Annotated in this window: 13 protein-coding genes; 10 read left to right on the top strand and 3 right to left on the bottom strand. The window is 68.7% G+C overall.

What is annotated here, in order from left to right; all coding sequences use genetic code 11:
- The first annotated feature begins 122 nt into the window (after positions 1 to 122).
- The 8 genes from glgA to ACLFMY_RS01145 all read left to right on the top strand — a co-directional run bounded on the left by glgA (position 123) and on the right by ACLFMY_RS01145 (position 15,807).
- Positions 123 to 1,562, top strand: a complete 1,440-nt coding sequence (gene glgA, locus ACLFMY_RS01110; protein ID WP_410762676.1) for a glycogen synthase GlgA — start codon at positions 123 to 125, stop codon at positions 1,560 to 1,562.
- 20 nt (positions 1,563 to 1,582) lie between these two features.
- A complete protein-coding gene (locus ACLFMY_RS01115) occupies positions 1,583 to 3,817 on the top strand; it encodes a DUF1631 family protein (RefSeq protein ID WP_410762664.1) in 2,235 nt (744 codons plus the stop codon).
- Positions 3,804 to 4,202 carry a PilZ domain-containing protein gene (locus ACLFMY_RS01120; RefSeq protein WP_410762665.1) on the top strand — a complete coding sequence of 133 codons (399 nt, stop codon included), beginning with the start codon at positions 3,804 to 3,806 and terminating at the stop codon, positions 4,200 to 4,202. Before ACLFMY_RS01115 ends, ACLFMY_RS01120 begins: the two co-directional genes overlap by 14 nt.
- A 163-nt stretch (positions 4,203 to 4,365) precedes the next feature.
- A complete protein-coding gene (gene purL / locus ACLFMY_RS01125) occupies positions 4,366 to 8,289 on the top strand; it encodes a phosphoribosylformylglycinamidine synthase (RefSeq protein WP_410762666.1) in 3,924 nt (1,307 codons plus the stop codon).
- 13 nt (positions 8,290 to 8,302) lie between these two features.
- Positions 8,303 to 9,214 (top strand): DMT family transporter, encoded by a 912-nt coding sequence (locus tag ACLFMY_RS01130; RefSeq protein ID WP_410762667.1) that lies wholly within the window; start codon positions 8,303 to 8,305, stop codon positions 9,212 to 9,214.
- Positions 9,202 to 11,223, top strand: a complete 2,022-nt coding sequence (locus tag ACLFMY_RS01135; RefSeq protein WP_410762668.1) for a UvrD-helicase domain-containing protein — start codon at positions 9,202 to 9,204, stop codon at positions 11,221 to 11,223. The genes ACLFMY_RS01130 and ACLFMY_RS01135 overlap by 13 nt, the downstream gene beginning before the upstream one ends.
- A 157-nt stretch (positions 11,224 to 11,380) precedes the next feature.
- The gene (locus ACLFMY_RS01140) at positions 11,381 to 12,685 is read left to right on the top strand and encodes an efflux RND transporter periplasmic adaptor subunit (protein ID WP_410762669.1); all 1,305 of its coding nucleotides are present in this window, start codon (positions 11,381 to 11,383) and stop codon (positions 12,683 to 12,685) included.
- Entirely contained in the window at positions 12,682 to 15,807 is a 3,126-nt protein-coding gene (locus ACLFMY_RS01145) for an efflux RND transporter permease subunit (RefSeq protein ID WP_410762670.1), read from the top strand. The genes ACLFMY_RS01140 and ACLFMY_RS01145 overlap by 4 nt, the downstream gene beginning before the upstream one ends.
- Before the next feature lie 55 nt (positions 15,808 to 15,862).
- On the opposite strand, the gene ACLFMY_RS01150 is transcribed toward ACLFMY_RS01145, so the two are convergent.
- The 3 genes from ACLFMY_RS01150 to ACLFMY_RS01160 are packed head-to-tail and all read right to left on the bottom strand — an operon-like array spanning position 15,863 to position 19,476.
- Positions 15,863 to 16,573: an exonuclease domain-containing protein gene (locus ACLFMY_RS01150; RefSeq protein WP_410762671.1), complete on the bottom strand. Its 711-nt coding sequence runs from the start codon at positions 16,571 to 16,573 to the stop codon at positions 15,863 to 15,865.
- A gap of 2 nt (positions 16,574 to 16,575) precedes the next feature.
- On the bottom strand, positions 16,576 to 18,435 hold the full coding sequence (locus tag ACLFMY_RS01155; protein WP_410762672.1) for a DUF294 nucleotidyltransferase-like domain-containing protein: 1,860 nt from the start codon (positions 18,433 to 18,435) through the stop codon (positions 16,576 to 16,578).
- Positions 18,436 to 18,468: 33 nt separating this feature from the next.
- Positions 18,469 to 19,476, bottom strand: a complete 1,008-nt coding sequence (locus tag ACLFMY_RS01160) for an NAD-dependent epimerase (RefSeq protein ID WP_410762673.1) — start codon at positions 19,474 to 19,476, stop codon at positions 18,469 to 18,471.
- 646 nt (positions 19,477 to 20,122) lie between these two features.
- Here ACLFMY_RS01160 and ACLFMY_RS01165 point away from each other — a divergent pair.
- Both ACLFMY_RS01165 and ACLFMY_RS01170 read left to right on the top strand, forming a co-directional pair.
- Positions 20,123 to 22,993 (top strand): ribonucleoside-diphosphate reductase subunit alpha, encoded by a 2,871-nt coding sequence (locus tag ACLFMY_RS01165; RefSeq protein WP_410762674.1) that lies wholly within the window; start codon positions 20,123 to 20,125, stop codon positions 22,991 to 22,993.
- Between the two features lie 109 nt (positions 22,994 to 23,102).
- Positions 23,103 to 24,217: ribonucleotide-diphosphate reductase subunit beta (locus tag ACLFMY_RS01170; RefSeq protein ID WP_410762675.1), on the top strand; the 1,115-nt coding region annotated here is incomplete at its 3' end.

Raw genomic sequence — 24,217 nt, forward strand, 5'->3', positions numbered from 1 at the left:
CCGCACGACGGCTTTGTCAAAATGTGTCAAATCCGGGCGCACCGTCGGCACAAATTTGCCTAACGTGAGATACTGCGTGGCCGTGGTCCCATCCAGCTCAACGAGGAGATACCGACGTGTCGCTGTCAGTTCTGTTCGCGACCAGTGAAGCCTACCCCCTGATCAAGACCGGGGGCCTGGCGGACGTCTCCGGCGCGCTTCCCGCGGCCCTGATCGAACTCGGTGTGGACGTCCGCATCGTGCTGCCCCGGTACGGTGATCTCGCCCTGCGCGAGGACCAGACGACCGAGCACGTCACCCGGATCGATGTCCTCGGCCAGCCGGTCGACATCCTACAGACCGTCATGCCCGACAGCGGGGTGATGGTCTATCTCGTTGACCACCCGACCTTTTCCGCCCGTCAGGGCAACCCCTACATGGGCCCCGACGGCAATTCCTGGCACGACAATCCGGACCGGTTCGCCCTGTTCGCCCGTGCCGCCGTCGCCCTCGCCACGGCCGAGGTCGACCCGGACTGGCAGCCGGACGTCGTGCACGCCAACGACTGGCAGACCGGCCTGATCCCGGCGCTCCTGCACGAGGCCGACAGCCTCAAGACGGTCTTCACGCTGCACAACCTGGCCTACCAGGGCGTGTTCGACCGTTCGACGTTCGAGCGACTCGGCCTGCCGTGGAGCCTGTGGCGTCCGGACGGGCTGGAGTTCTGGGGCAACCTGTCGTTCATCAAGGGCGGGATCGTCTTCGCCGACCGGATCACGACCGTCAGCCCGAACTACGCCCGCGAGATCCAGACCCCGGAATTCGGTTACGGGCTCGACGGCCTGCTGCGCCATCGCCGCGATTCGCTCGTAGGCATCCTCAACGGCATCGGGTCGGACTGGGATCCGACACACGATCCTGCCCTGATCGCGCCCTATTCCCGCGACGACCTTGGCGGCAAGGCCACCAACAAGGCGGCCCTGCAGAAGGAACTGGGGCTGCCGGTACGCGACGATGTCCCGCTGATCGTGCATGTCGGCCGCCTGGTGGAACAGAAGGGAACCGACCTGCTGACCCAGGCGCTAAGCATGCTCGACCAGCGCGACCTGCAATTCGCCTGCCTGGGCAGCGGGGAGGCCCGTTTCGAACAGGCCCTGCGGGCGCGCGCGGAGGCGGACCCGGAACGGATCGCCGTGCGTATCGGTTACGACGAGGGCCTGGCGCACCGGCTGGAGGGCGGCGGGGATGCCTTCGTCATGCCGAGCCGCTTCGAGCCCTGCGGGCTGAACCAGCTCTACAGCCTGAAATACGGCACGGTGCCAATCGTGCACAGTGTCGGCGGACTGGCCGACACCGTCACCCCGGTCACCCAGGAAACCCTGCGCGACGGGACCGCCACCGGGATCGTCATGGATCACCTGGACGTCAATGCCATCCTGTGGGCATTCGACGCCTTCATCCACCTGTTCGAACGGACCGACGAACTCGACGCCGTGCGCCGGCAGGCGATGGGACAGCGCTACGACTGGGACGCCAGCGCTCGCTCCTATCTGTCTCTCTACCAACAGATCACGACGCGCTGACAAGGACACGTTGACTCGTAATGATGAACAGAAACCGGACCCGCCCCGTCCAGGCCTGCAAGGAACTCGCACGCCTGATGGAATCGCCCCTCGACGAGGGAATCAAACGGCTTTTCGCCCGGGTCGAGCGTGAGCTCTTCGACCTGGCGGCAGAGCAGGACGGCGAGACGCGTGCCGAGCTCTTCCAGGCCGTCGCCTTCAACCGCTCGCGCAAGGAGGCCTTCCTCCGCGATTTCAAGGCCCGCCTGCTTCATCCCGTCGGCGACTTCGACGGCCAGTGGCACGCCCTCACCGGGGACCGCGCCTCCGGGATTCGCGTCGAGGACGCCCTGGCCCGGGCCCGCGAGTTGTGCGACACCGAGCACACCCAGTTCGAGGCACGCATCCGCCAGTTGCACTCCGAGGACCCCGACACCATCGCGGCGGACCTCTACACCCTCGAGGCGATCACCCGGGTGTTCCTCGGCAGCATTCGCGACTTTCCCGCGCCGCTGAAGACCCAGCTGATCGAGAACTGGCCCGAGCAGGTGCTCTACCCCATGGTCCCGGTCTACGCGGCGCTGAACGACTACCTGATCCATACCGGCGTCCTCCCGGGGATCAAGCGCTTGCGCGAGGAATCGACCGACGAGCCGAGGCACCGTGCCCGGCCGGTGGCCGACCCCGTCCAGGCAGCGCCGACCGAGCCGCCGACCGTCAGGCCCGGGCCGTCCATCGAGGAACTGGTCGACCGTCTGGCCCCCATGGTCCGCACCACCATGAACGGGGACGACCGGCACGTGTATCGCTTCGAACGGGACGAGGACTGGCGTGCCGAGGATTTCACGCTGTTCGTCATGGACCAGGTCGAGCCGTCTCGTCCGCGCTCGAGCTGGCTGCCGAAGACCCGTGAGCTGATCCGCCTCGTCGGGGTGACGCTCAGCGACGTGCTCAACGACCCGGTCATCAGTGCCCGCCACCGGCGGCTGGTGGCCGAACTGCAGCTTGCCGTGCTGTATTTCGCCGCGGGCGACCGCCATTTCTTCTCCGATGCCGACCACCCCCTGCGGCGAATCCTCAACCTGATCGCGCTGGCCGGCTCGGACCCGGAACTCAACCGTCACATCGAACCCGTCGAGGCGGTCGTCCGGCCCACCCAGGAAGCCATCCTGGAGAACCCCGACCAGCTGGAGCACATCGCCCGTCAGCTGCACGACTTCTCTCACGGCAAGACCGACCAGGTCATCGAGGCCGAGGTCGTCCCCGCGCGTCATCGCCTGGCACAGGTCAAGCAGCGTTGCCGTCGTCGGGTGGAGAAGATGCTGGCCGCCCAGACGAAGGACCTGCCCCTGCGCAAGCCGACCCACACGCTGCTCGAGAAGTTCTTCACGCCCTTCATGGTGCGGACGATGATCAACCAGGGGCGGCAGAGCGCCGCCTGGAGCGGCATCGTGGAACTGCTCGAGGAAGCGCTCACCCTGCAGATGGACCCCGCCATCGAGCCCCAGGATGTCGCCGGACTGGAGGAGCGGATCACCGCCCTGGTCCAGGACCCCCTGAGCGAGGGGCTGCAGGAAAGGGAACGCAAGGTGCTCGACACCTTCGTCGCCTATCTCCGCCACCAGGCCGACAAGGCCACCCCCCTGCCCGCGCCACGCCTCCCCTCGGTCGACGTCCCGCCGGTGGATGACACCACGGATGACCGGACCGATCCCGCCACCGAGCCGGTCGGCACGGATCATGCTTCGGTTTCGACTACGGAATCGCCGGAGACAGAGGTCGCCGACGAACCGGAATCCGAAGACAAGACAGCTACCAGTGCAGAGGGAGAGGAAACGGGGGAGACCCCCGAGCGGGAACCGGCCATCCCCTCGAACGACGGATCGGACGAAGCGCGCGAACCGGAGCCGGAGGAAGCGGCAGAAGGGGAATCCGCCGAAGCGCCCCGCAAGGCGCTGGACGGACTGGTACTCGTCTCGATGGACGAGGTCCAGGCGTTCTTCCGCCAGCAGATCCGCAGCGAGGAATGGTTCGAGGTCCATACCGGTCCCGGTCGGGCGTTACGGCGTCTGAAGATGCTGAACATCGACACGGTGAACGGGGTTCTCAACTTCGCCAACCGCACGGGACAGATCAAGCTGACACTGCCCGTCGCCCAGGTGATCGAGGACCTGCTTGACGACCGGACCCGTCCCGTCTTCGAAAACCCGCGTTACTCCCAGGCACTGGAACGGCTGCGCGAACAGCTGGAGGAACCAGGCAATGACGACGACTAGGACGCCTCATCGCGTTGACGATGCCGACCCGCGGGACCGACGGGATTTCGCCCGGCTTACGAGTAGCGGCATGGGCCTGCTGCGCATCCAGGGAGAGGACCTGCCCGTCGGCAGCGGTCGCATCGAGGACATCAGCGCCAATGGCCTGAACCTGTATTGCGACGCCGACTGGGCCGGCCGGATCGAGACCGGCGTTCACGTCGACGTGGTCGCACGGCTCGACGAAATGACCGAACCGTTCTACCTCGTCGGCGAGGTGGCCTGGCAGCGCCCGGTCGACGAGAACGAGTCACAGCTGGGCATCGAGCTGCTCCCGCCCGGTCGCTCGGCGGACGACGACCCGCCCAACGACAACCGCGACTGGCGGGCACTGTTCCTCGCCTGATCCCCCTTTCGCGACCCGGTGACCGCCCCCTGTCCCGGTGCGGAATTGCCGGTCGGCTGTTGTACAATCCCGGCTGCCGTTTCGGCCACCCGGGCGCTGCCTGAGGCACTGTCCGGGGTGGGCCCTCCCTACCTGTCATCACAGCAAAGCGCCCGACCGACCTATGCGAATCATTACCGGCAACGCCGCCCGCTCCCCGTTCCGTCTCGCCAAACTCATCGAACTGCTGCGCGAGCACCAGCCCGGGATAGAGGCGGTCCACGCCCGGTTCGTGCACCTGGTCGACGAGGCCCCGGCCGCCGAGGTGGACGAGGAACGGCTCAGGGAACTGCTCGACTACGGCGAAAAGGCCGAGAAGTGGCCGGACACGGCGCCCGCGATCATCGTCGCGCCGCGGGCCGGCACCATCTCGCCCTGGTCGAGCAAGGCCACCGACATCGCGCATATCTGCGGTCTCGACGGCGTGGCCCGAATCGAGCGCGGCATCGAATTCGCCGTGGCCGGCAAGGACCTGGACGCCGACTCCTTCGACTGGACCCCCGCCATGCTCGAGGTGCTCCACGACCGGATGACCGAGAGCGTCTACCGGGAGCCGGGCCAGCTGGAAACCCTCTTCCAGCACGCCTCCCCCGCCCCGCTGGCCCGCGTCGAGCTCGGCGCGGACGGGCGCCGGGCCCTGGCCGAGGCCAACTCGAGCATGGGCCTTGCCCTGAGCGAGGACGAGATCGCCTACCTGGCCGATGCCTACGCCGAGCTGGGTCGCGACCCGACCGACGTCGAGCTGATGATGTTCGCCCAGGCGAACTCCGAGCACTGCCGACACAAGATCTTCAACGCCGACTGGACCATCGACGGCGAGGACCGTGACCTCTCGCTGTTCGCCATGATCCGCAACACCCACAAGCGCAATCCCGAGGGCACGCTGAGTGCCTACAAGGACAACGCCGCTGTCATCCAGGGTGCCGAGGGCACGCGCTTCTCGGTCAACCCGGAGACCGGCCACTATGTCGCCGTCGACGAGCGGATCGACTTCCTGGCCAAGGTCGAGACCCACAACCATCCCACCGCCATCTCCCCGGACCCGGGCGCGGCCACCGGTGCCGGCGGCGAGATCCGCGACGAAGGCGCGACCGGCCGGGGCGGCAAGCCCAAGGCCGGGCTGACCGGCTTCTCGGTGTCCAACCTGCGCATCCCGGGCGCGCCCCAGCCCTGGGAAGCGCCCACCGCGGAACTCGGCCGCCCCGACCGCATCGTCAGCCCGCTGGAGATCATGCTCGAGGGCCCTATCGGTGCCGCGGCGTTCAACAACGAGTTCGGCCGGCCGGCCCTCGGCGGCTATTTCCGGACACTCGAGATCGAGACCGGCAGCGACGAGGACGGCAATCGCACGGTCTGGGGCTACCACAAGCCGATCATGATCGCCGGCGGCGTCGGCGTGATCCGCCCCGGCCTGATCGAGAAGGAACCCATCGCGCCGGGGCATCTGCTGATCGTGCTGGGCGGGCCGGCCATGCAGATCGGCCTCGGGGGCGGCGCGGCCTCCTCGCAGGCCTCGGGCACGGGCAGTGCCGAGCTGGACTTCGCCTCCGTGCAGCGGGCCAACCCGGAAATGGAACGCCGCGTCCAGGAAGTCATCGACCGCTGCATCGCGCTGGGCGACAGCAACCCGATCGTCTCCGCCCACGACGTCGGCGCCGGCGGGCTGTCGAACGCCCTGCCCGAGCTGATCAACGACGCCGGCATGGGCGGCCACTTCGACCTGCGCAAGATCCCCAACGACGAGCCGGGCATGTCCCCGCTGGCGATCTGGTGCAACGAATCCCAGGAGCGCTATGTGCTGGCGATCCGGCCGGGCGACCTGACCCGTTTCCAGGCGATCTGCGACCGCGAGCGGGCCCCGTTCGCCGTGGTGGGCACCGCCACGGCCGAGCAGCACCTGCGCGTCGAGGATCCGCACTTCGGCAACGCGCCCGTGGACCTGCCCATGCAGACCCTGTTCGGCCACCCGCCCAAGATGCACCGTGACGTGACCCGCACGCCGGGCAGTTCGGTGGCGCTGGAGACCGACGGCATCCAGGTCGAGACGGCCGTCGAGCGGGTACTGGCCCTGCCGGGCGTCGGCGACAAGAGCTTCCTGATCACCATCGGCGACCGCTCCGTGGGCGGGCTGGTGGCGCGCGACCAGATGGTCGGACCGGCCCAGGTGCCCGTGGCCGACAGCGCGGTCACCTCCACCGACTTCCACCACCACCACGGCGAGGCCATGGCCATGGGCGAGCGCGCCCCCGTGGCCCTGCTCGACGCACCGGCCTCCGCCCGGCTGGCGGTGGCCGAGGTGGTGACCAACCTCGCCGGCACCCCGATCGAGTCCACCCACCGCATCAAGCTGTCGGCCAACTGGATGGCCGCCTGCGGCCACGACGGCGAGGACGCCCGCCTCTACGACACGGTGCGCACCGTCGGCATGGATTTCTGCCCGGAGCTGGGCATCAGCATCCCGGTCGGCAAGGATTCGCTCTCCATGAAGACACGCTGGAACGACGACGGCACCGAGAAGGCGGTCGTCTCGCCCGTCTCGCTGGTGGTCACCGGGTTTGCCCCGGTCAGCGACGTGCGTCGCACGCTCACGCCGGAGATCCTCGCCGACCGGCCCAACCGGCTGTTCCTGGTCGACCTGGGCGAGGGCCGCAACCGGCTCGGCGGCTCGGCGCTGGCCCAGGTCTTCAGCGCCACGGGGACCCAGGTGCCGGACATCGCGCCGGGACCGCTGAAGGCCTTCTTCGACACCGTCCAGGAGCTCAACCGCCTGGGCCACCTGCTCGCCTACCACGATCGCAGCGACGGCGGCGCCATCGTCACGCTGCTGGAGATGGCCTTCGCCGGGCGCTGCGGGCTGGAGCTCGCCATCGACGACCTCGGCGGCGACCCGCTTGCCGGGCTGTTCGCCGAGGAAGCCGGCGCGGTGATCCAGGTCGAGGCCGAGGATGCCGACTTCGTGCGCGAGCAGTTCGAGCACGCCGGCCTCGGCGAGGCGCTGGTCGACCTCGGCGAGGCGGTGGAGTCGCCGCGGGTGCATGTCCAGTGGCGCGGCAAGACGGTGATCGACCGCGACCTGGCCGAACTCCGCGGCATCTGGTCGTCGACGAGCTTCCACATGAGCGCCCTGCGCGACAACCCCGAGACCGCCGAGCAGGCCTACCGGGCGGCCACCGACCTCACGGACCCGCAGCTGGCCGGTGCACAGGCGACCTTCGACGTCAGCGAATCCGTCGCGGCCCCCATGATCAACCGCGGTGAACGCCCGCGGATCGCGATCCTGCGCGAACAGGGGGTCAACGGCGAGGTCGAGATGGCCGCGGCCTTCACCGCCGCCGGCTTCGACGCCGTGGACGTGCACATGGCCGACCTGATCGACGGGCGCCACGACCTTGCCGACATGAAGGGCCTGGTCGCCTGCGGCGGCTTCTCCTTCGGCGACGTCCTCGGTGCGGGTTCCGGCTGGGCGCACGCGATCCGCTACAACGCCCGGGCCAGCGACGCGGTCAACGCCTTCTTCGAGCGCGACGACACCTTCGGCCTGGGCGTGTGCAACGGCTGCCAGATGTTCTCGCAACTTGCCGACATGATCCCGGGCGCCGAGCACTGGCCGCGCTTTTTGCGCAACCGCTCCGAGCAGTTCGAGGCCCGCCTGTCACTGGTCGAGATCCCGCAGTCGCCCTCGATCCTGCTCAAGGGCATGGCCGGCAGCCGCCTGCCGATCACCGTGGCGCACGGCGAGGGCCGCGTGGCCTACCGCCGGCCCGAGGATGCCGAGCAGGCGTTCACCGCCCTGCGCTACGTCGACGGCCACGGCATCGCCACGGAAGCCTACCCGGCCAACCCCAACGGCTCGGCCGCCGGCGAGACCGGCTTCACCACCGAGGACGGTCGCTTCACCATCATGATGCCGCACCCGGAGCGGGTCTGGCGGGCCAGCCAGTTCTCCTGGAAGCCGGAGCGCTGGTCCGAGACCATGCAGGACCCGGCCACCGACCGCGGGCCGTGGCTGCGCCTGTTCGAGAACGCGCGGGTCTGGGTCGAAGGCTGAGGTGCCTCCGGGGATGGCCTTTGGCGAGCGCATCCCGCCCAGCCTGATCCTGATGTCGGGCTCCACGCTGTGGGGCCTGACCTGGATCTGGCTCAAGCACGCCGCCGAACTCGGCATCGGACCGATCCTGCTGTCGGTGGTCGCCTACGCCGCGCAGTGGCTGGTGATCGCCCCGTTCGCCTGGCGGGCCTGGACCGACCCGTCCCGGCCTCCCATCTCGCGGCTCAACTGGGAGTGGCTGGGCCTGCTGGCCTTACTCGCCGGGGTTTCGGGTGTGGGTTTCACCATGGCCATGGTCTACGGCGACGTCGTCCGGGCGATGATGCTCTTCTTCCTGATCCCCGCCTGGGGCGTGATCTTCGGCAGGCTGCTCCTCAAGGAGCCGCTCACGCCCGGGCGGATCATCGCGGTGGTCTGCGCCATCGGCGGGGCCTTTCTCATCCTCGGGCCGGACTTCGGCGACGGGCTCTACCCGGCCGACTGGTTCGCGCTGATCGCCGGGTTCTCGCTGGCCGGCGCCAATACCCTGTTCCGCTTACTCGCCGAGCAGCCCATCCCGATCAAGCTGACGCTGATGCAGGGATCGACCGTGGTGCTCGGCCTGATCGCCTGGGTCTTCTCCAGCGAATACGGCATCGTGCCGACTCCCGAGGCCCTCGCCAGCAGCGCACTCTACGGCATGACCATGCTGCTCGCCGCCGTGCTGGCCACCCAGTACGCGGTCGAGCGCCTGCCCGCCGGACGCACCGCCATCCTCATGACGCTGGAACTGCTGGTCGCCGTGGCCTCGGCCGCCTGGCTGGGCGATCGCGTCCACGGGTTGAACATCTGGATGGGCGGGGCAATGATCCTCGCCGCCGCGCTCATCGAGGCGGCCAGCGCCCACCGCCGTCAACCGGAGCTCGCCGCGCCATGCAAGGGCTGAACACCGAACAACAGGCCGCGGTGCGCCACTACGACACGCCGCTGCTGGTGCTGGCGGGCGCCGGCTCCGGCAAGACGCGCGTGATCGTGGAGAAGATCGTGCACCTGATCGAGGACCGGGATCTTCCCCCACGCGGCATCTGGGCGGTGACCTTCACCAACAAGGCGGCCCGCGAGATGGGCGAGCGGATCGGCCAGCGCCTGCCCGCCGAGTCTCGCCGCGGTCTCAACATCTCCACCTTTCACACGCTGGGCCTGAACCTGATCCGCCGCGAGACGCGCACCCTCGGCCTGCGGCCCGGGTTCACGGTCCTCGACGCCGAGGACAGTCTCAACCTGATCAAGTCGCTCCTGCAGCTGAACGAACAGGCCGCCGGGCTGATCGAACCCAAGGAGGCGCAGGGGCGGATATCGCAGTGGAAGAACGACCTGGTCGCCCCCGACGCGGCGGCCGGGACCGCCGAGGATCCGGTCGATGCCGCCTGCGCCAGCCTGTACGCCGACTACGCCCGGCAGCTGGCCGCCTGCAACGCGCTGGACTTCGACGACCTGATCCGCCGCCCCGTCGAACTGCTCAGGGACGACCCCGAGGCCCGCGAGCGCTGGCAGCGACGGGTGCGCTACCTGCTGGTCGACGAGTACCAGGACACCAACGCCAGCCAGTACGAGCTCGTCCGCCTGCTGGTCGGGCCGGTCGGCCGCCTGACCGCCGTGGGCGACGACCACCAGTCGATCTACGCCTGGCGCGGGGCCCGCCCCGAGAACCTGCAGCACCTCAAGCGCGACTTCCCGCGGCTGACGACCATCAAGCTCGAGCAGAACTACCGCTCGGTCGCCACCGTGCTCGATGCGGCCAACCAGCTGATCGCGCACGACCCGACCACCCAGCCGAAGAACCTGTGGAGCGCGGTGGGAGCCGGCGAATCCCATCGCGTGCTGGTATGCGACACGGCCGAGGACGAGGCCGAGCGCATCGCCACCGACATCCTGCACCGCCACTTCAAGGACGGCTCGGCCTACCGCTACTTCGCCATCCTGTTCCGCGGCAACCACCAGGCCCGGCTGATCGAGCAGCAGCTGCGCAAGCTCTCGATCCCCTACGTGCTCACTGGCGGCCAGTCGTTCTTCGAGCGCGCCGAGGTCAAGGACGCCATGGCCTACCTGCGCCTGCTGGCCAACCCCTCCGACGACGCCGCCCTGCTGCGCATCATCAACACGCCCAGGCGCGGGATCGGGCCGACCACCCTCGAACGGCTGGGCCAGATCGCCCGCGAGCGGGATTTGCACCTGGCCGCGGCGGCCCGTTCGGTTGCCGCCGAGCAGCGGATCGACCCCCGTGTGCGCCACCAGCTCGAGCAGTTCCTCGACTGGCTGGAGGCCACCCGGGAGCGCATGGCCTCCGAACCGGCGGTCGAGGCGATGCGGCGACTGCTCGAGGAGATCGACTACGCCGGCTTCCTGCGCGAGCAGGAAAACACCGCCCGTGCCGCCGAGCGCCGCTGGGAGAACCTGCAGGACTGGCTCGAATGGACCGAACGCATCGCCGAGGATGCCGAGACCGGCGAGTCGCTCTCGCTGGCCGAGCTGGTACAGAAGATGAGCCTGCTGGGCATCCTCGAGCAGAAGACCCGCGACCAGAACGACGATGCGGTCCGCCTGCTCACGCTGCACGCCGCCAAGGGGCTGGAGTTCCCCCATGTCTACCTCTCGGGCATGGAGGAGGACCTGCTGCCGCACCAGGACTGCCAGGAAGACGACCGGCTGGCCGAGGAGCGCCGCCTGTGCTTCGTGGGCATCACCCGGGCCCAGCGCAGCCTCACCTTCACCCTCACCCGCCGGCGGCGTCGCTACGGGCAATGGCGTGACATCACGCCCAGCCGCTTCCTCGAGGAAATCGAACCGCAGCTGCTGCGCTGGGAGGGCATCGGGGTGAAAAAGAGCGAGGAGGAAACGCGCGCGACCGCCGAGGAGGCCATGGCGACGATCCGTGCCATGCTCGGCTCACGCTAGAGCGGAAAGACGGGGACGCGCCAGCGTGGCCCGGGGTGGCACCGGATTCGAACCACGGTCCCTTGATCTGCTATGCTCGGCGGTCGTCACAAATTGTGCTGATGCGGCATAACCTCAGGTGCACACCCCCTTGCCCGGGGTGCAACAACGGGATGGCATGGCAGCGATGACCGAGGAAAACGATCAAGCTTCACGGCCCCGGGGATGGGCGCGACGGACGGCCGGATGGGTGGTCCCGGTACTGGTCGTGGCGGCCGGCGTGGCCGCGTTCCAGTATCTCAAGTCCAGTCGGCCGTCATCGCCCCCGGCCACGCCGGAGGAACGCGTGTGGCAGGTCGATGTCGTCGACGTGGCCCCCGGCCGGCACCACCCTCGCCTGCCGCTGCACGGGCAGATCACCTCGCCGGACCGACTGCAGGTCAGTGCCCCCGCCACCGCCCGCATCGACCGCCTCCCCGTGCGCGACGGCCAGGCGGTCAGCGAGGGCGAGCTGCTGGTGGCGTTCGACCCGGCGGACTTCGAGCCGGCCGTCCGGGCCGCGCGGGCGACTCTCGCCGACGTCGAGGCGCAAATCGAGCGCGAACGGCAGGGGCACGAGTTCGACCGCTCCGCCCTGGAGATGGAAAAGGCCATCGTCGAGAACGCCCGGCGCACGCTCGAGCGCAGCCGCAGCCTCTCCGAGCGGGACCTGGCCTCGAGCAGCGATGTCGACAACGCCCGCGACGCCCTCAACCAGGCCCAGCTGGCGCGCAACAGCCGCGAACAGGCGATCGAGACCTTCCCCGCCCGGCTGGCCTCGCTCGAGGCCAGCCGCGAGAGCGCGGCCGCGGAACTGGCCCGTGCCGAGCGCGACCTGGCGCGCGCCACCGCGCGGGCGCCTTTCGACGGCATCATCGGCAGCGTGACCGCGACCGCCGGCGACCAGGTGGCCGCCAACACCGACGTGCTCGAGATCTACTCGCTCGAGTCGCTGGAACTGCGGGCGACCATCCCGGCCCGTCACGCCAACGAACTGCTCGGGCGCGACAGCGACCAGGCCACCACCGCCAGTGCCCGGCACGGTGGAAAGATGCTCGACCTGACGCTTGCGCGCTTCGCCGGCGAGGCCAGCGGCGAAGGGCTCACCGCCATCTTCACCTTCGACGAACCTCCCGCCTCCCTGCGCCTCGGCGACGTGCTGCGCCTGGACGTCGCCCGCCCGGCCAGGGACGGCAGCGTGCCGGTACCCTACAGCGCGCTCTACGGCAACAACCGCGTCTACCGCGTCGTCGACGGCCGTCTCGAACGGGTCGAGGTGACGGTGCTGGGCGACCATCGCGGTTCCGGCGAAGGCCGATGGGTGCTGGTCGAGTCCCCGGCGCTGCGGCCCGGTGACCGGATCGCGACCACTCACCTGCCCAATGCCATCGACGGGCTGAAGGTCGAGCCCAGGGGCGAGGCGGCGGATCGGGACGCTTCATGACCGACGGCACCGTCAGCATTCTCGGGCGCTTCGCGCGCCACCGGGTGGCCGCGCACCTGATCATGCTGCTGATGATCGTCAGCGGCCTGTTCGCCATTTCCCGGATGAACGTCCAGTTCTTCCCGAACTTCGCCCTCGACGTGGTCAACGTCTCCGTGGTGTGGTCGGGGGCCTCGGCCGAGGACGTCGAGCGCGGCATCACCGACCCGCTCGAGCAGCGCCTGCGCTCGATCGAGAACATCAAGGAAATCACCTCGACCTCGTCCCAGGGCGCCTCCACCATCAATATCGAGTTTCGCGAAGGCACCGATCCCGTGCTGGCACTCGACGACGTGCGCAACGAGGTCGACACCTTCCGCAACTTCCCGGCGGATGCGGAGAAGCCCCAGGTCAACCGCGTCCCCCGATTCGACCCGGTCGCCCGGGTGGTCCTCTACGGCGACGTCCACCGGGACGACCTGCGCGAATGGGTGGACCGGTTCGAACGCGACCTGCTGGGCTACGGCGTGGACCGCGTCAACGTCAACGGCCTGCCCGAGCAGCAGATCGGCATCCACGTGCCGACCGACGCCCTGTACGGGAACCGGCTCTCGCTCGACCAGATCGGCGACGTCGTCAACACCCAGTCCCGCGATCTGCCGGCCGGCCAGTTCGGCGAACTGGACGGCGGGCGGGAACTGCGTGCCGTCGAGCAGGCCCGAGACCCGCAGGCCTTCGCCGATCTGCCTCTGATACAGGATGCGCAGACCCGGGTGACCCTCGGGGAGGTCGCCGACATCCGGCGCGAGGACCGTCGCCACCAGACGACACTCACCTACGAGGGGCTGCCCGCGGTCGAGCTGGAACTGCAACGCTCCGAACAGGGCGATTCGCTGGAGTCGGCGCATGCCCTCGAGCAGTGGCTGGAGGACGTGCGCCCGTCCCTGCCCGACTCGCTGTCGATTGCCGTCTACGACCAGTCCTGGCAGCTCATCCGTGACCGCATCAACCTGCTGGTCTACAACGGTGCCGGCGGCCTGCTGCTGGTGCTGGTGCTGCTCTACCTGTTCCTGCCCGCCCGGGTCGCCTTCTGGGTGGCCGTGGGCATCCCCTCGGCCTTCCTCGCCGCCCTGGCGGTGCTCTGGCTGATCGGCGGGAGCATCAACATGATCTCGCTGTTCGCGCTGATCATGGCGCTGGGGGTGATCGTCGACGACGCCATCGTGGTCGGCGAGGACGCCGATGCCCACTTCCGCCAGGGCGAACAGCCGTTGCTGGCCTCGGAAGGGGCCGCCCACCGCATGTTCTGGCCGGTGGTCGCCTCCTCGGCCACCACGGTCGCCGCGTTCATGCCGCTGCTGGCCGTGGGCGGGACGATCGGCAAGATCCTCTACGACATCCCGGTGGTGATGATCTGCGTGATCATCGCCTCGCTGATCGAGAGCTTCCTCGTGCTGCCGGGGCACCTGAGGCGGGCCTTCGTCCAGGGCGGCCAGTCGCGCTGGCAGGCGTTCGCCTGGCGCATCGGCGCGGTCAAGCGCGGCTTCGATCGCGGCTTCGAGGGCTTCCGCCAGGGGCCGTTCCGGCGCATCGTCCGCTTCGCGATCACCTACCGCGGGGTGACCCTGGGCTCGGCGGTGGCCACGGTCCTGATCGCCGTGGGGCTGATCGCCGGCGGACGGATCGGCTTCACGTTCTTCCCGACGCCCGAGCCGACCATCCTATACGCGAACGCCACCTTCGTCGCCGGTACCGACCGCAGCCGGGTGGACGCGTTTCTCGACGAGATGACCGAGAGCCTCGAGCGCACCGAAAGCGAGCTGGGCGGCGACCTGATCGCCCATGCCGTGCGCCGCTCCGGCTCAACCACGGGGGCAGAGTCGGGCACGACGGGCGACCAGCTCGGCTCGATACTGATCGAACTGGTCGCACCGGACGACCGTGACGTGCGCAACGAGGACTTCATCGCCCGCTGGAAGGAGAGCACGCCCCGTCCCACCGGGCTCGAGAGCTTCTCGGTCACCGCGCGCGAGGGGGGACCGCCGGGCTCCGACCTCACCATCCGGCTCACCGGCGGGTCGACCGAGAACCTCAAGCGGGCGGCGATGGACTTGAGCAACACGCTCGAAGGCGTGACCGGCGTGGTCGACGTCAATGACGACCTGCCCTACGGACGAGAGCAGATCACCTACTCGCTCAACAGCCGCGGCGAGTCCCTCGGCCTGAACATCGCCGATATCGGCCGCCAGTTGCGCGCGGCCTTCGACGGCGAACTCGCCCAGATCTTCCAGTCGGGTCGCGACGAGGTCGAGGTGCGGGTGCTGCTGCCGGAGGCCGAGCGCGATCGCCTCTCGGTGCTCGGCGAGATCCAGGTGCGCACGCCCGACGGCGCCTTCGTTCCCCTCGACCAGGTGGTCGACTTCGACGCGCAGCGAGGCTTCGAGGCCATCCGCCACGCCGAGGCCGAGCGAGCCGTCGAGGTCATGGTGGACATCGACAACCGCCTGACCTCCGCCGACAACCTGGTCGAGTCGCTCGAGCGAGACGCCCTCCCCGATCTCATGGCCGACTACCAGGTCAGCTATACCTTCGAGGGCAAGCAGGCCGACCAGCGCGAGACCATGGCCGACATGAAGTTCGGTCTCTACCTCGGCCTGGTGCTGATGTACATCGTGCTGGTGTGGGTGTTCGCCGCCTGGACCACGCCGTTCATCGTGATGATGATCATCCCGTTCGGCCTGGTCGGCGCGATCTTCGGGCACTGGGTGATGGACCTCGACCTGACCATCCTGTCGATGTTCGGCCTGTTCGGCCTGGCGGGGATCGTGGTCAACAACGCCATCATCCTGGTCGCCTTCTACAACGAGCAGCGGCGAGCCGGCCTGTCGGTGACCGACGCGCTCGAGGAAGCATCCACCCGGCGTCTGCGCGCTGTGCTGCTCACCTCGCTGACCACCATCGGCGGGCTCACGCCGCTACTGTTCGAGACCTCGCTGCAGGCCCAGTTCCTGATCCCGATGGCGACCTCGATCGCCTTCGGGCTGGGTTACTCGACCCTGCTGGTGCTGCTGGTGATCCCCGCCCTGCTCTCTCTGCGCGAGGGCCTCCAACGGCGCTTCAACCCGGGATCGGCGACTGCCTGACCCGGCCGCCGGGCTCGCCACCGCGGTCGGCGCCCGGGTCAGGCCGCGCGGGCCGTTACAGTACCGAGAGCAGTTCCCTGACCGGCAGCCGTCCTTCGGGGCCGACCCGGTCCTGGCAGAGGGCGGAGAAGAGCTCGGCGGTGGCCAGGGCGTCGACCAGGGCATGGTGGGCGTGATAGCGCGGCAAGTGGTAACGCCCGCGCAGGCTGTCGAGGCGCAGTTCGCCCTTGCCGTGCGGCAGGTGGCGGCGCTCGAAGCCGCGCCGGGCCAGGTGCAGGGTATCGATCACCGGCATGGCCAGCCCGGCGGCGAAATGCCGCCGGCAGGCGGCGTTCAGGAAGGCCAGCTCGAAGCGGGCGTTGTGCGCCACCAGCACCCGCCCGGCGAGCACCGCCAGGAGCTCGTCGAGCACGTCGATCTCGGCCAGCCCCTCGGCGGCGCGGTCGTCGGTGATGCAATGGATCACCGCGCTGGACTCGGGAATCTCGCCCTCCGGGCGGATCAGCCGGTGGCGCGCCGTGGCCAGACGGATCTCGTCCCCCTTCATCACCACCCAGCCGGCGCTCAGCAGCCGGTCGCGACGGCTGTCGAGGCCCGTGGTCTCGAAGTCGAGCACCACGTACTCCACCGCCTCCCAGGAACGCCCCAGCTCCGGCAGCGGTGCCTCGAGCAGCTGCGCCAGCGGCGAGGGGCTTTCGGCACGTCCGCGCAGACGATGGCGGCGCCAGCGAAGCAGTGTGCGATGGGGGAACCAGGAGCCGAACATCGTCAGCGCGAGCCACTGATGTCGAAATGCCGACGCATCCAGCGCTGGTGGTCATCCACCACGCGGAAGGCATCGCGCAGGTGGTCGCGCTCCAGCCCCGAGATGCCCCGGGGATCGAGCAGGTTGTCCATCGCCTCCCCCCGCCGGACCTGGGCCGCCTGGTGGCGGGCGCGCAGCACGTAGACGAAGCGCCAGGCATCCTCCAGCTCCGCCGCGGCCTCGGCCGATAGCCCGCCGGCCGCGGCGGCCGCCCGCAGGCGCCGCACCGTGTGCAGCTCGCCCAGGCCCAGCCGCACGGCGTGCAGGCGGGCGATGTCGGCGATCGGCAGCAGACCGTAGCGCTTGATGTCCAGCCGCTCGTCGTGCCGCTCGTCGTCGACCACCACCAGCCGGCGGAAAAACCCCAGCGGCATGCGGATCGCCAGGGCGTTGCCGACCAGCAGGCGCTGGAAGATGGTGTTCTCGACGGCCAGCGGACGCACCGCATCCCACAGCTGCTCGAGCAGGCCCGGGTCGCCGGCGACCGTCCGCATGTCGAAGAAGTTCGTCGCCAGCATCAGCGAGTGCGGTTCCGGCTGCTCGATCCAGTCGCGGAAGGTGCGCTTCCAGGCCGACAGCGGCTGACGCCAGGCATCGGTCACCGCCATGGTGTCCCCGGGGCAGTATTCCAGCCCCGCCGCGGCCAGGCCGTCGGTGACGAAGCGGGCCAGTTCCCGGAACCATTCGCCGTGACGCGCCGGGTCGAAGCGATCGTCGATGATCAGCGCATTGTCCTGGTCGGCGTGGGCGGTCTGCTCGCGCCGACCCTGACTGCCGAGCGCCGCCCAGGCCCAGGGCACGGGCGCGGGCCCGAGCTGGCCCTCGGCCAGCTCGATCAGGCGGCGGGTGAGCGCGTCGGTGACGGTGACCATCGCCTCGCCCAGGGGCTCGGCGTCCGCCCCCATGATCACCAGCTGGTTCTGCAGGTCCGGCAGGCGGGCCCCTACCCGGGCGATGGCCTCCACGTCGGGCGCGGCCAGCGCGTCGCGGACGAGGTGCACCGCATGCGTTCCCTGGTGGCGCAGCAGATCCGAGGTGGACAGGATGCCGACGAGGGCCCCGTCGGCGCCGACCACCGGTAGGTGATGGATGTTGTGCCGTGAAAACAGCAGGGAGGCCTCGAAGGCCAGTGCCCCCGGTTCGACCGTGACGAGTTCCTCGGTCATGATCGAACCGACCGGTTCGGTGGTGGACCGGCCCCCGGCGATGCAGCGCCGGCGCAGGTCCCGGTCGGTCACCAGCCCGGTCAGCCGGCCGTCCTCGACGATCAGGAGGGACGAGACCTGCTCGTCGGTCATGCGCTCGGCGGCCCGGCGGATGGAGCAGTCCGCCGCGGCGGTAACCGGGGCGCGGCGCAGCAGCGCCTCGACGGTGGTCGCCATCAGCACGTCGGCGTGGCCCCGCTGCTCGGCCAGCCGCTCGATCGCGCGCTGGAGGCGTTCGCGCCGCGATCGCTCGAATCGCCAGGCGAACGGCGGGTGGTCGGCCAGCAGCCGCTCGAAGGCCGCCTGCGGCAGGAAATAGAACAGGCAGTCCTCGATCAGCTCGGTGCGGCGGGTCGTCTCCGCGTCGCCCTCGTCGAGGAACAGGTCACCCTCCCCGAGCTTGTCGAGCAGTTCCCCCTCGGCATCGTGGACACGGATGGCACCGCTGCGCACCACCCATAGCCCGGGGCCGGCCTCCCCGGGGGGAAACGGCCGGCCGCGGCGCAGGTAGCGGACGGTCAGCCGGCGCGGCAGGCCGTCGAGCGCCTCGGCCGGGAGCTCCTCGAACGCCGGCACCCCGGCGATGAAATCGCGTATTTCCCAGAGTTCCGCGGCCATGTGGGCTCCTTGCCGTTCGGCCAGGTCGGCCGGTCAGAGGTCGTAGTACTCGCGATACCACTCGACGAAGCGTGCCACCCCTTCCTCGACCGGGGTTTCCGGCGCGTAGCCCACGTCGTTCCTGAGGTCCTCGACATCGGCATAGGTATCGGGCACGTCGCCCGGCTGCATCGGCAGGAGGTTGAGTTCGGCCTTGCGGCCGGCGGCCTCCTCGATCAGCTCGATGTAGCGCAGGAGCTCGATCGGCCGGTGGCTGCCGATATTGTAGACACGCCAGGGCGCGCGCGAGGTGCCGGGGTCCGGCGAGGCCGAATCCCAGTCCGGGTTGACGGTCGCGGTGTGGTCGAGCGTGCGGATCACGCCCTCGACGATGTCGTCGATGTAGGTGAAGTCCCGCCGGTGATGGCCGTAGTTGTACACGTCGATCGGCCGGCCCTCGAGGATGTTCCTGGTGAACTTGAACAGGGCCATGTCCGGGCGCCCCCAGGGGCCGTAGACGGTGAAGAAGCGCAGGCCGGTGGTCGGCAGGTCGTAGAGCGAGGCGTAGGTGTGCGCCATCAGCTCGTTGGCCTTCTTGGTCGCCGCGTAGAGCGACAGCGGGTGATCGACGTTGTGGTGCACCGAGAACGGCATCTCGCTGTTCGCCCCGTACACGGAGCTCGACGAGGCGTAGACCAGGTGCTCGACCCCGTTGTGGCGGCAACCCTCGAGGATGTTGGTGAATCCCACGAGGTTGCTGTCGACGTAGGCATGCGGGTTCTCGAGCGAGTACCGGACGCCGGCCTGGGCGGCCAGGTGCACCACCTTGTCCGCGCGAACGCGCTCGAACAGCTCCGCCATGCCGGCCCGGTCGGCCACGTCCATGCGCTCGAACGAAAAGCCGGCCTCCCCGGTCAGGCGGGCGAGACGCGCCTTCTTCAGGTTGACGTCGTAGTAGTCGTTCAGGTTGTCGAGCCCGACGACGGTGTCGCCGCGGGCCAGCAGGCGCGCGGCGAGAGCCGAGCCGATGAAGCCGGCTGCACCGGTAACCAGGATCCGCATGTGTACTCCATGACAGTGATGAGGGGACGGTCGGCGGTCGAAACCGTGGTCCGCGTTCTCGTGAGCTGCCCGACCGCCGGTCCCGGACGATTATGCCTGCGCCGGCCGCGGCAACCAACCGGCCGCCGCCCCGCCGGCCGGGCCGGTGACGGCCGCGACCACCAGCGCTGGGAACAGAAAAATTTTTACGGGAGCCGCCGGTTTTCCTCATGACCGGCAGCCTGCCTGCCCCGGAATCGCACCAGTCCGGAGCGGGGGGCGATTGCCCCCATTCTTATCCACAGGATTTCAACCCGGCATCCACGTGTTGCCCTCCGGGCGTCCACACAGCTATCCACAACATGTTGTGTCGTTATTGAACGAACCGTACATGGGATTGTGATATTTCGCCATTTTCACGGTTGACTTTCCCCCGCCACGAACCACAATCTATCCATCGATTCGCGGCCCGATCCCACGACCGGCCCCGCCCCGTTCCGAGACCGACGCCGGCGTGCCGGGCACCCGTGCAGCGACGGGGCGGACCGAAAGGGCCGACGAGACCTCGGTGCCGCGAACACGAACGATCAGACACAAGGAAGCGGCCGCCGGAGATGCACCGCGGCGGCCGCCACCGTTTCCACTGCCACAGAGGACGGATTGCGGCATGAGTACCGAACAGACGACAGCCTCCACCCCCTACCACGACACCCGGCCCGGCCGGCCCGCCGACAGCATCGAGACGGCCGCGGCCACCCCGGGCCAGATACGCGTCATCCGGCGCAACGGCAAGCTGACCGCCTACGATCCGTCCAAGATCAAGGTGGCCATGACCAAGGCCTTCCTGGCCGTCGAGGGCGGCGGCGCGGCGGCCTCCTCGCGCGTTCACGAGACCGTCGAGGCGCTGGTCGACACCATCGACCGCATCCTCAATCGCCGCCTGCCCGGCGGCGGCACCGTCCACATCGAGGACATCCAGGACCAGGTGGAGCTGGCCCTGATGCGCGAAGGCCACCACAAGGTCGCCCGCGCCTACGTCCTCTACCGCGAGCAGCAGGCGCAGAAGCGCGCCGCCGAGCAGCCGGCCGCCCAGGTGGAAACCCCGCGCAGCGAGCTGCGCGTCACCCGCTTCGACGGCACCCGGGAACCGCTGGACACCGTCCGGCTGACCCGCCTGGTCGACGAGGCCTGCGCGGGCCTGACCGGCGTGGACAACCAGCGCATCGTCGACGAGACCATCCGCAACCTCTACGACGGCGTGGCCGAGCACGAGGTGAGCACCGCGCTGGTGATGAGCGCACGCACCCTGATCGAGGTCGACCCGGCGTACTCGCAGGTCGCCGCCCGCCTGCTGCTCGACTCCATGCGCACCGAGGCGCTGCGCTTCGTGCACAACCCGGTCACCGCCTGCACGCAGGCCGAGATGGCCAACATCTACCCGGACTACTTCAAGGAATACATCAAGGTCGGCATCGAGCACGAACTGCTCGATCCCACCCTGCAGCAGTACGACCTGGACACCCTCGGCCGGGCGCTGGACCACGAGCGCGACCTGCAGTTCACCTACCTCGGCCTGCAGACGCTCTACGACCGCTACTTCCTGCACCATGACGACACCCGCATCGAGCTGCCACAGGCATTCTTCATGCGCGTGGCCATGGGCCTGGCGATCAACGAGGTCGAGCGCGAGGCGCGCGCGATCGAGTTCTACCGCCTGCTGTCGTCCTTCGACTTCATGAGCAGCACCCCGACGCTGTTCAACTCCGGCACCCTGCGCCCGCAGCTGTCGAGCTGTTATCTCACCACCGTGCCGGACCACCTCGACGGCATCTACGGCTCGATCCGCGACAACGCCCTGCTCTCCAAGTTCGCCGGCGGGCTGGGCAACGACTGGACCCGCGTGCGCGCGCTGGGCAGCCACATCAAGGGCACCAACGGCAAGAGCCAGGGCGTCGTGCCGTTCCTCAAGGTGGCCAACGACACCGCCGTGGCGGTCAACCAGGGCGGCAAGCGCAAGGGCGCGGTCTGCGCGTACCTGGAGACCTGGCACCTGGACATCGAGGAATTCCTGGATCTCCGCAAGAACACCGGCGACGACCGTCGCCGCACCCACGACATGAACACCGCCAACTGGGTACCGGACCTGTTCATGAAGCGGGTGGCCGAGGAAGGCCAGTGGACGCTGTTCTCCCCGTCCGACGTGCCGGACCTGCACGACCTGTCCGGCCAGGCCTTCGAGAAGGCCTACATCGAGTACGAGGAGAAGGCCGATCGCGGTGAAATCAAGAACTTCCGCCGGGTTCCTGCGGTGAACCTGTGGCGCCGGATGCTCTCGATGCTGTTCGAGACCGGCCACCCCTGGATCACCTTCAAGGATCCCTGCAACCTGCGCTACACCAACCAGCATGCCGGCGTGGTGCACAGCTCGAACCTCTGCACCGAGATCACGCTGCACACCAACGACTCCGAGATCGCCGTGTGCAACCTCGGCTCGGTCAACCTCGCCCAGCACGTCGACGAGAACGGTCTCGACGAGGAAAAGCTCGAGCGCACCATCCAGACGGCGATGCGCATGCTCGACAACGTCATCGAGTACAACTACTACTCGGTGCCGCAGGCGCGCAATTCCAACCTGCGCCACCGCCCGGTGGGCCTCGGGATCATGGGCTTCCAGGATGCCCTCTACAAGCAGAAGCTGCCCTACAGCTCCGAGGAGGCGGTCGACTTCGCCGATCGCTCCATGGAGGCGGTCAGCTACCACGCGATCTCGGCGTCGGCCGACCTGGCCGCCGAGCGGGGCCACTACGAGAGCTACGAGGGCTCGCTGTGGAGCCGCGGCATCCTGCCGATCGACTCCATCGAGCTGCTGGCCGAGTCGCGCGGCGACTACCTGGACATGAACAGGGACACGACCCTGGACTGGGACGCCCTGCGCGAGAAGGTGCACAAGCACGGCATGCGCAACTCCAACACCATGGCCATCGCCCCGACGGCCACGATCTCGAACATCTGCGGCGTCTCGCAGTCGATCGAGCCGACCTTCGAGAACCTGTTCGTCAAGTCCAACCTCTCCGGCGAGTTCACCGTGGTCAACCCGTACCTGGTGCGCGACCTCAAGGACTTAGGGCTTTGGGACGAGGTCATGGTCAACGACCTCAAGTACTACGACGGCTCGGTGCAGCAGATCGACCGCGTGCCCGACTCGATCAAGACGTTGTACGCCACCGCCTTCGAGATCGACCCGCGCTGGCTGATCGAGGCCGGCTCGCGCCGCCAGAAGTGGATCGACCAGGCCCAGTCCCTGAACCTGTACATGGCCGAGCCCTCGGGCCCGAAGATCGACAACATGTACAAGCTCGCCTGGGTGCGTGGCCTGAAGACCACCTACTACCTGCGCGCCGCGTCCAAGACCCGGGTGGAGAAGACCACCATGAACAAGCTCGACGGCAAGCTCCGCGGCGTCTCGGCGGACCCGTCCGCCGCGGCCGGCCCCAAGGCCTGCTCGATCGACGACCCCGAGTGCGAGGCCTGCCAGTAAGGCCTCGCCGGGTGACGACGGAACGACCGAATACCATCTGACAGCAGCCGGGCAGCCACCCTGCCCGGCCCAGCCCGGCGACAGCGCCGGAATCGAACGGAGGAAGACCATGCTCGATTGGAACGACCCGCTGAAGAAGAACGCCACCACCGACAACCCGGCACGCGACGGCAACGCCGTGCCCGCATCCTGGGACGAGAGCCAGTCGGCCGACGCGAACCACTTCGACCCGTCCGCCGCCGAAGGCGCCGACCAGACCGGACTGGGCGGCATCGCCGCCAACGCCGACCGCGTCGACGTCTCGGAAAAGCGCATCATCAACGCCAAGGCCGACGTCAACCAGCTCCTGCCGCTGAAGTACCACTGGGCCTGGGAGAAGTACCTCGCCGGCTGCAACAACCACTGGATGCCCACCGAGGTCTCCATGCAGGCCGACCTGGCCCTGTGGAAGTCCAAGGACGGCCTGACCGAGGACGAGCGCCACATGGTGATGCGCAACCTCGGCTTCTTCGCCACCGCGGAGAGCCTGGTCGCCAACAACATCGTGCTGGCCGTCTACGAGCAGGTCACCAACCCCGAGTGCCGCCAGTACCTGCTGCGCCAGGCCTTCGAGGAAGCCGTCCACACCCACACCTTCCAGTACATCGTCGACAGCCTGGGTCTCTCCGAGGGCGAGCTGTTCAACATGTACCGCGAAGTGCCGTCGATCACCGCCAAGGACTCCTGGGCACTCAAGTACACCCAGGACCTCTCGGAAGGCACCTTCAACACCTCCACGCAGGAAGGCGCGCAAAACTTCCTGCGTGACCTGGTCGCCTTCTACGTGGTCTTCGAGGGCATGTGGTTCTACACCGGGTTCGCCCAGATCCTGAGCCTCGGCCGCCGCAACAAGATGACCGGCATCGCCGAGCAGTACCAGTACATCATGCGCGACGAGTCCATCCACCTGAACTTCGGCATCGACCTGATCAACCAGATCAAGATCGAGAACCCGGAACTGTGGGGCGAGGCCTTCCAGCACGAAGTCCACGAGATGCTGCGCGAGGCCTGCGAACTCGAGATCGACTACGCCCGCGACACCATCCCCAACGGCCTGCTCGGCCTGAACGCCGAGATGTGCGAGGAGTACATGCACTTCATCACCAACCGCCGCTGCAACCAGATCGGCCTGGCCGACCTCTACCCGGGCGCGACCAACCCGTTCCCGTGGATGAGCGAGGTGGT

It is taken from the genome of Guyparkeria sp., from assembly GCF_046545975.1.
GTDB lineage: Bacteria > Pseudomonadota > Gammaproteobacteria > Halothiobacillales > Halothiobacillaceae > Guyparkeria.

Coding starts and splice junctions, on each gene's coding strand:
- ACLFMY_RS01130 (WP_410762667.1), top strand. CDS start 8,303: ATGGCCTTTGGCGAGCGCATCCCGCCCAGCCTGATCCTGATGTCGGGC.
- ACLFMY_RS01155 (WP_410762672.1), bottom strand. CDS start 18,435: ATGGCCGCGGAACTCTGGGAAATACGCGATTTCATCGCCGGGGTGCCG.
- purL (WP_410762666.1), top strand. CDS start 4,366: ATGCGAATCATTACCGGCAACGCCGCCCGCTCCCCGTTCCGTCTCGCC.
- ACLFMY_RS01120 (WP_410762665.1), top strand. CDS start 3,804: ATGACGACGACTAGGACGCCTCATCGCGTTGACGATGCCGACCCGCGG.
- ACLFMY_RS01160 (WP_410762673.1), bottom strand. CDS start 19,476: ATGCGGATCCTGGTTACCGGTGCAGCCGGCTTCATCGGCTCGGCTCTC.
- ACLFMY_RS01150 (WP_410762671.1), bottom strand. CDS start 16,573: ATGTTCGGCTCCTGGTTCCCCCATCGCACACTGCTTCGCTGGCGCCGC.
- ACLFMY_RS01115 (WP_410762664.1), top strand. CDS start 1,583: ATGATGAACAGAAACCGGACCCGCCCCGTCCAGGCCTGCAAGGAACTC.
- ACLFMY_RS01140 (WP_410762669.1), top strand. CDS start 11,381: ATGGCAGCGATGACCGAGGAAAACGATCAAGCTTCACGGCCCCGGGGA.
- ACLFMY_RS01135 (WP_410762668.1), top strand. CDS start 9,202: ATGCAAGGGCTGAACACCGAACAACAGGCCGCGGTGCGCCACTACGAC.
- ACLFMY_RS01145 (WP_410762670.1), top strand. CDS start 12,682: ATGACCGACGGCACCGTCAGCATTCTCGGGCGCTTCGCGCGCCACCGG.
- ACLFMY_RS01165 (WP_410762674.1), top strand. CDS start 20,123: ATGAGTACCGAACAGACGACAGCCTCCACCCCCTACCACGACACCCGG.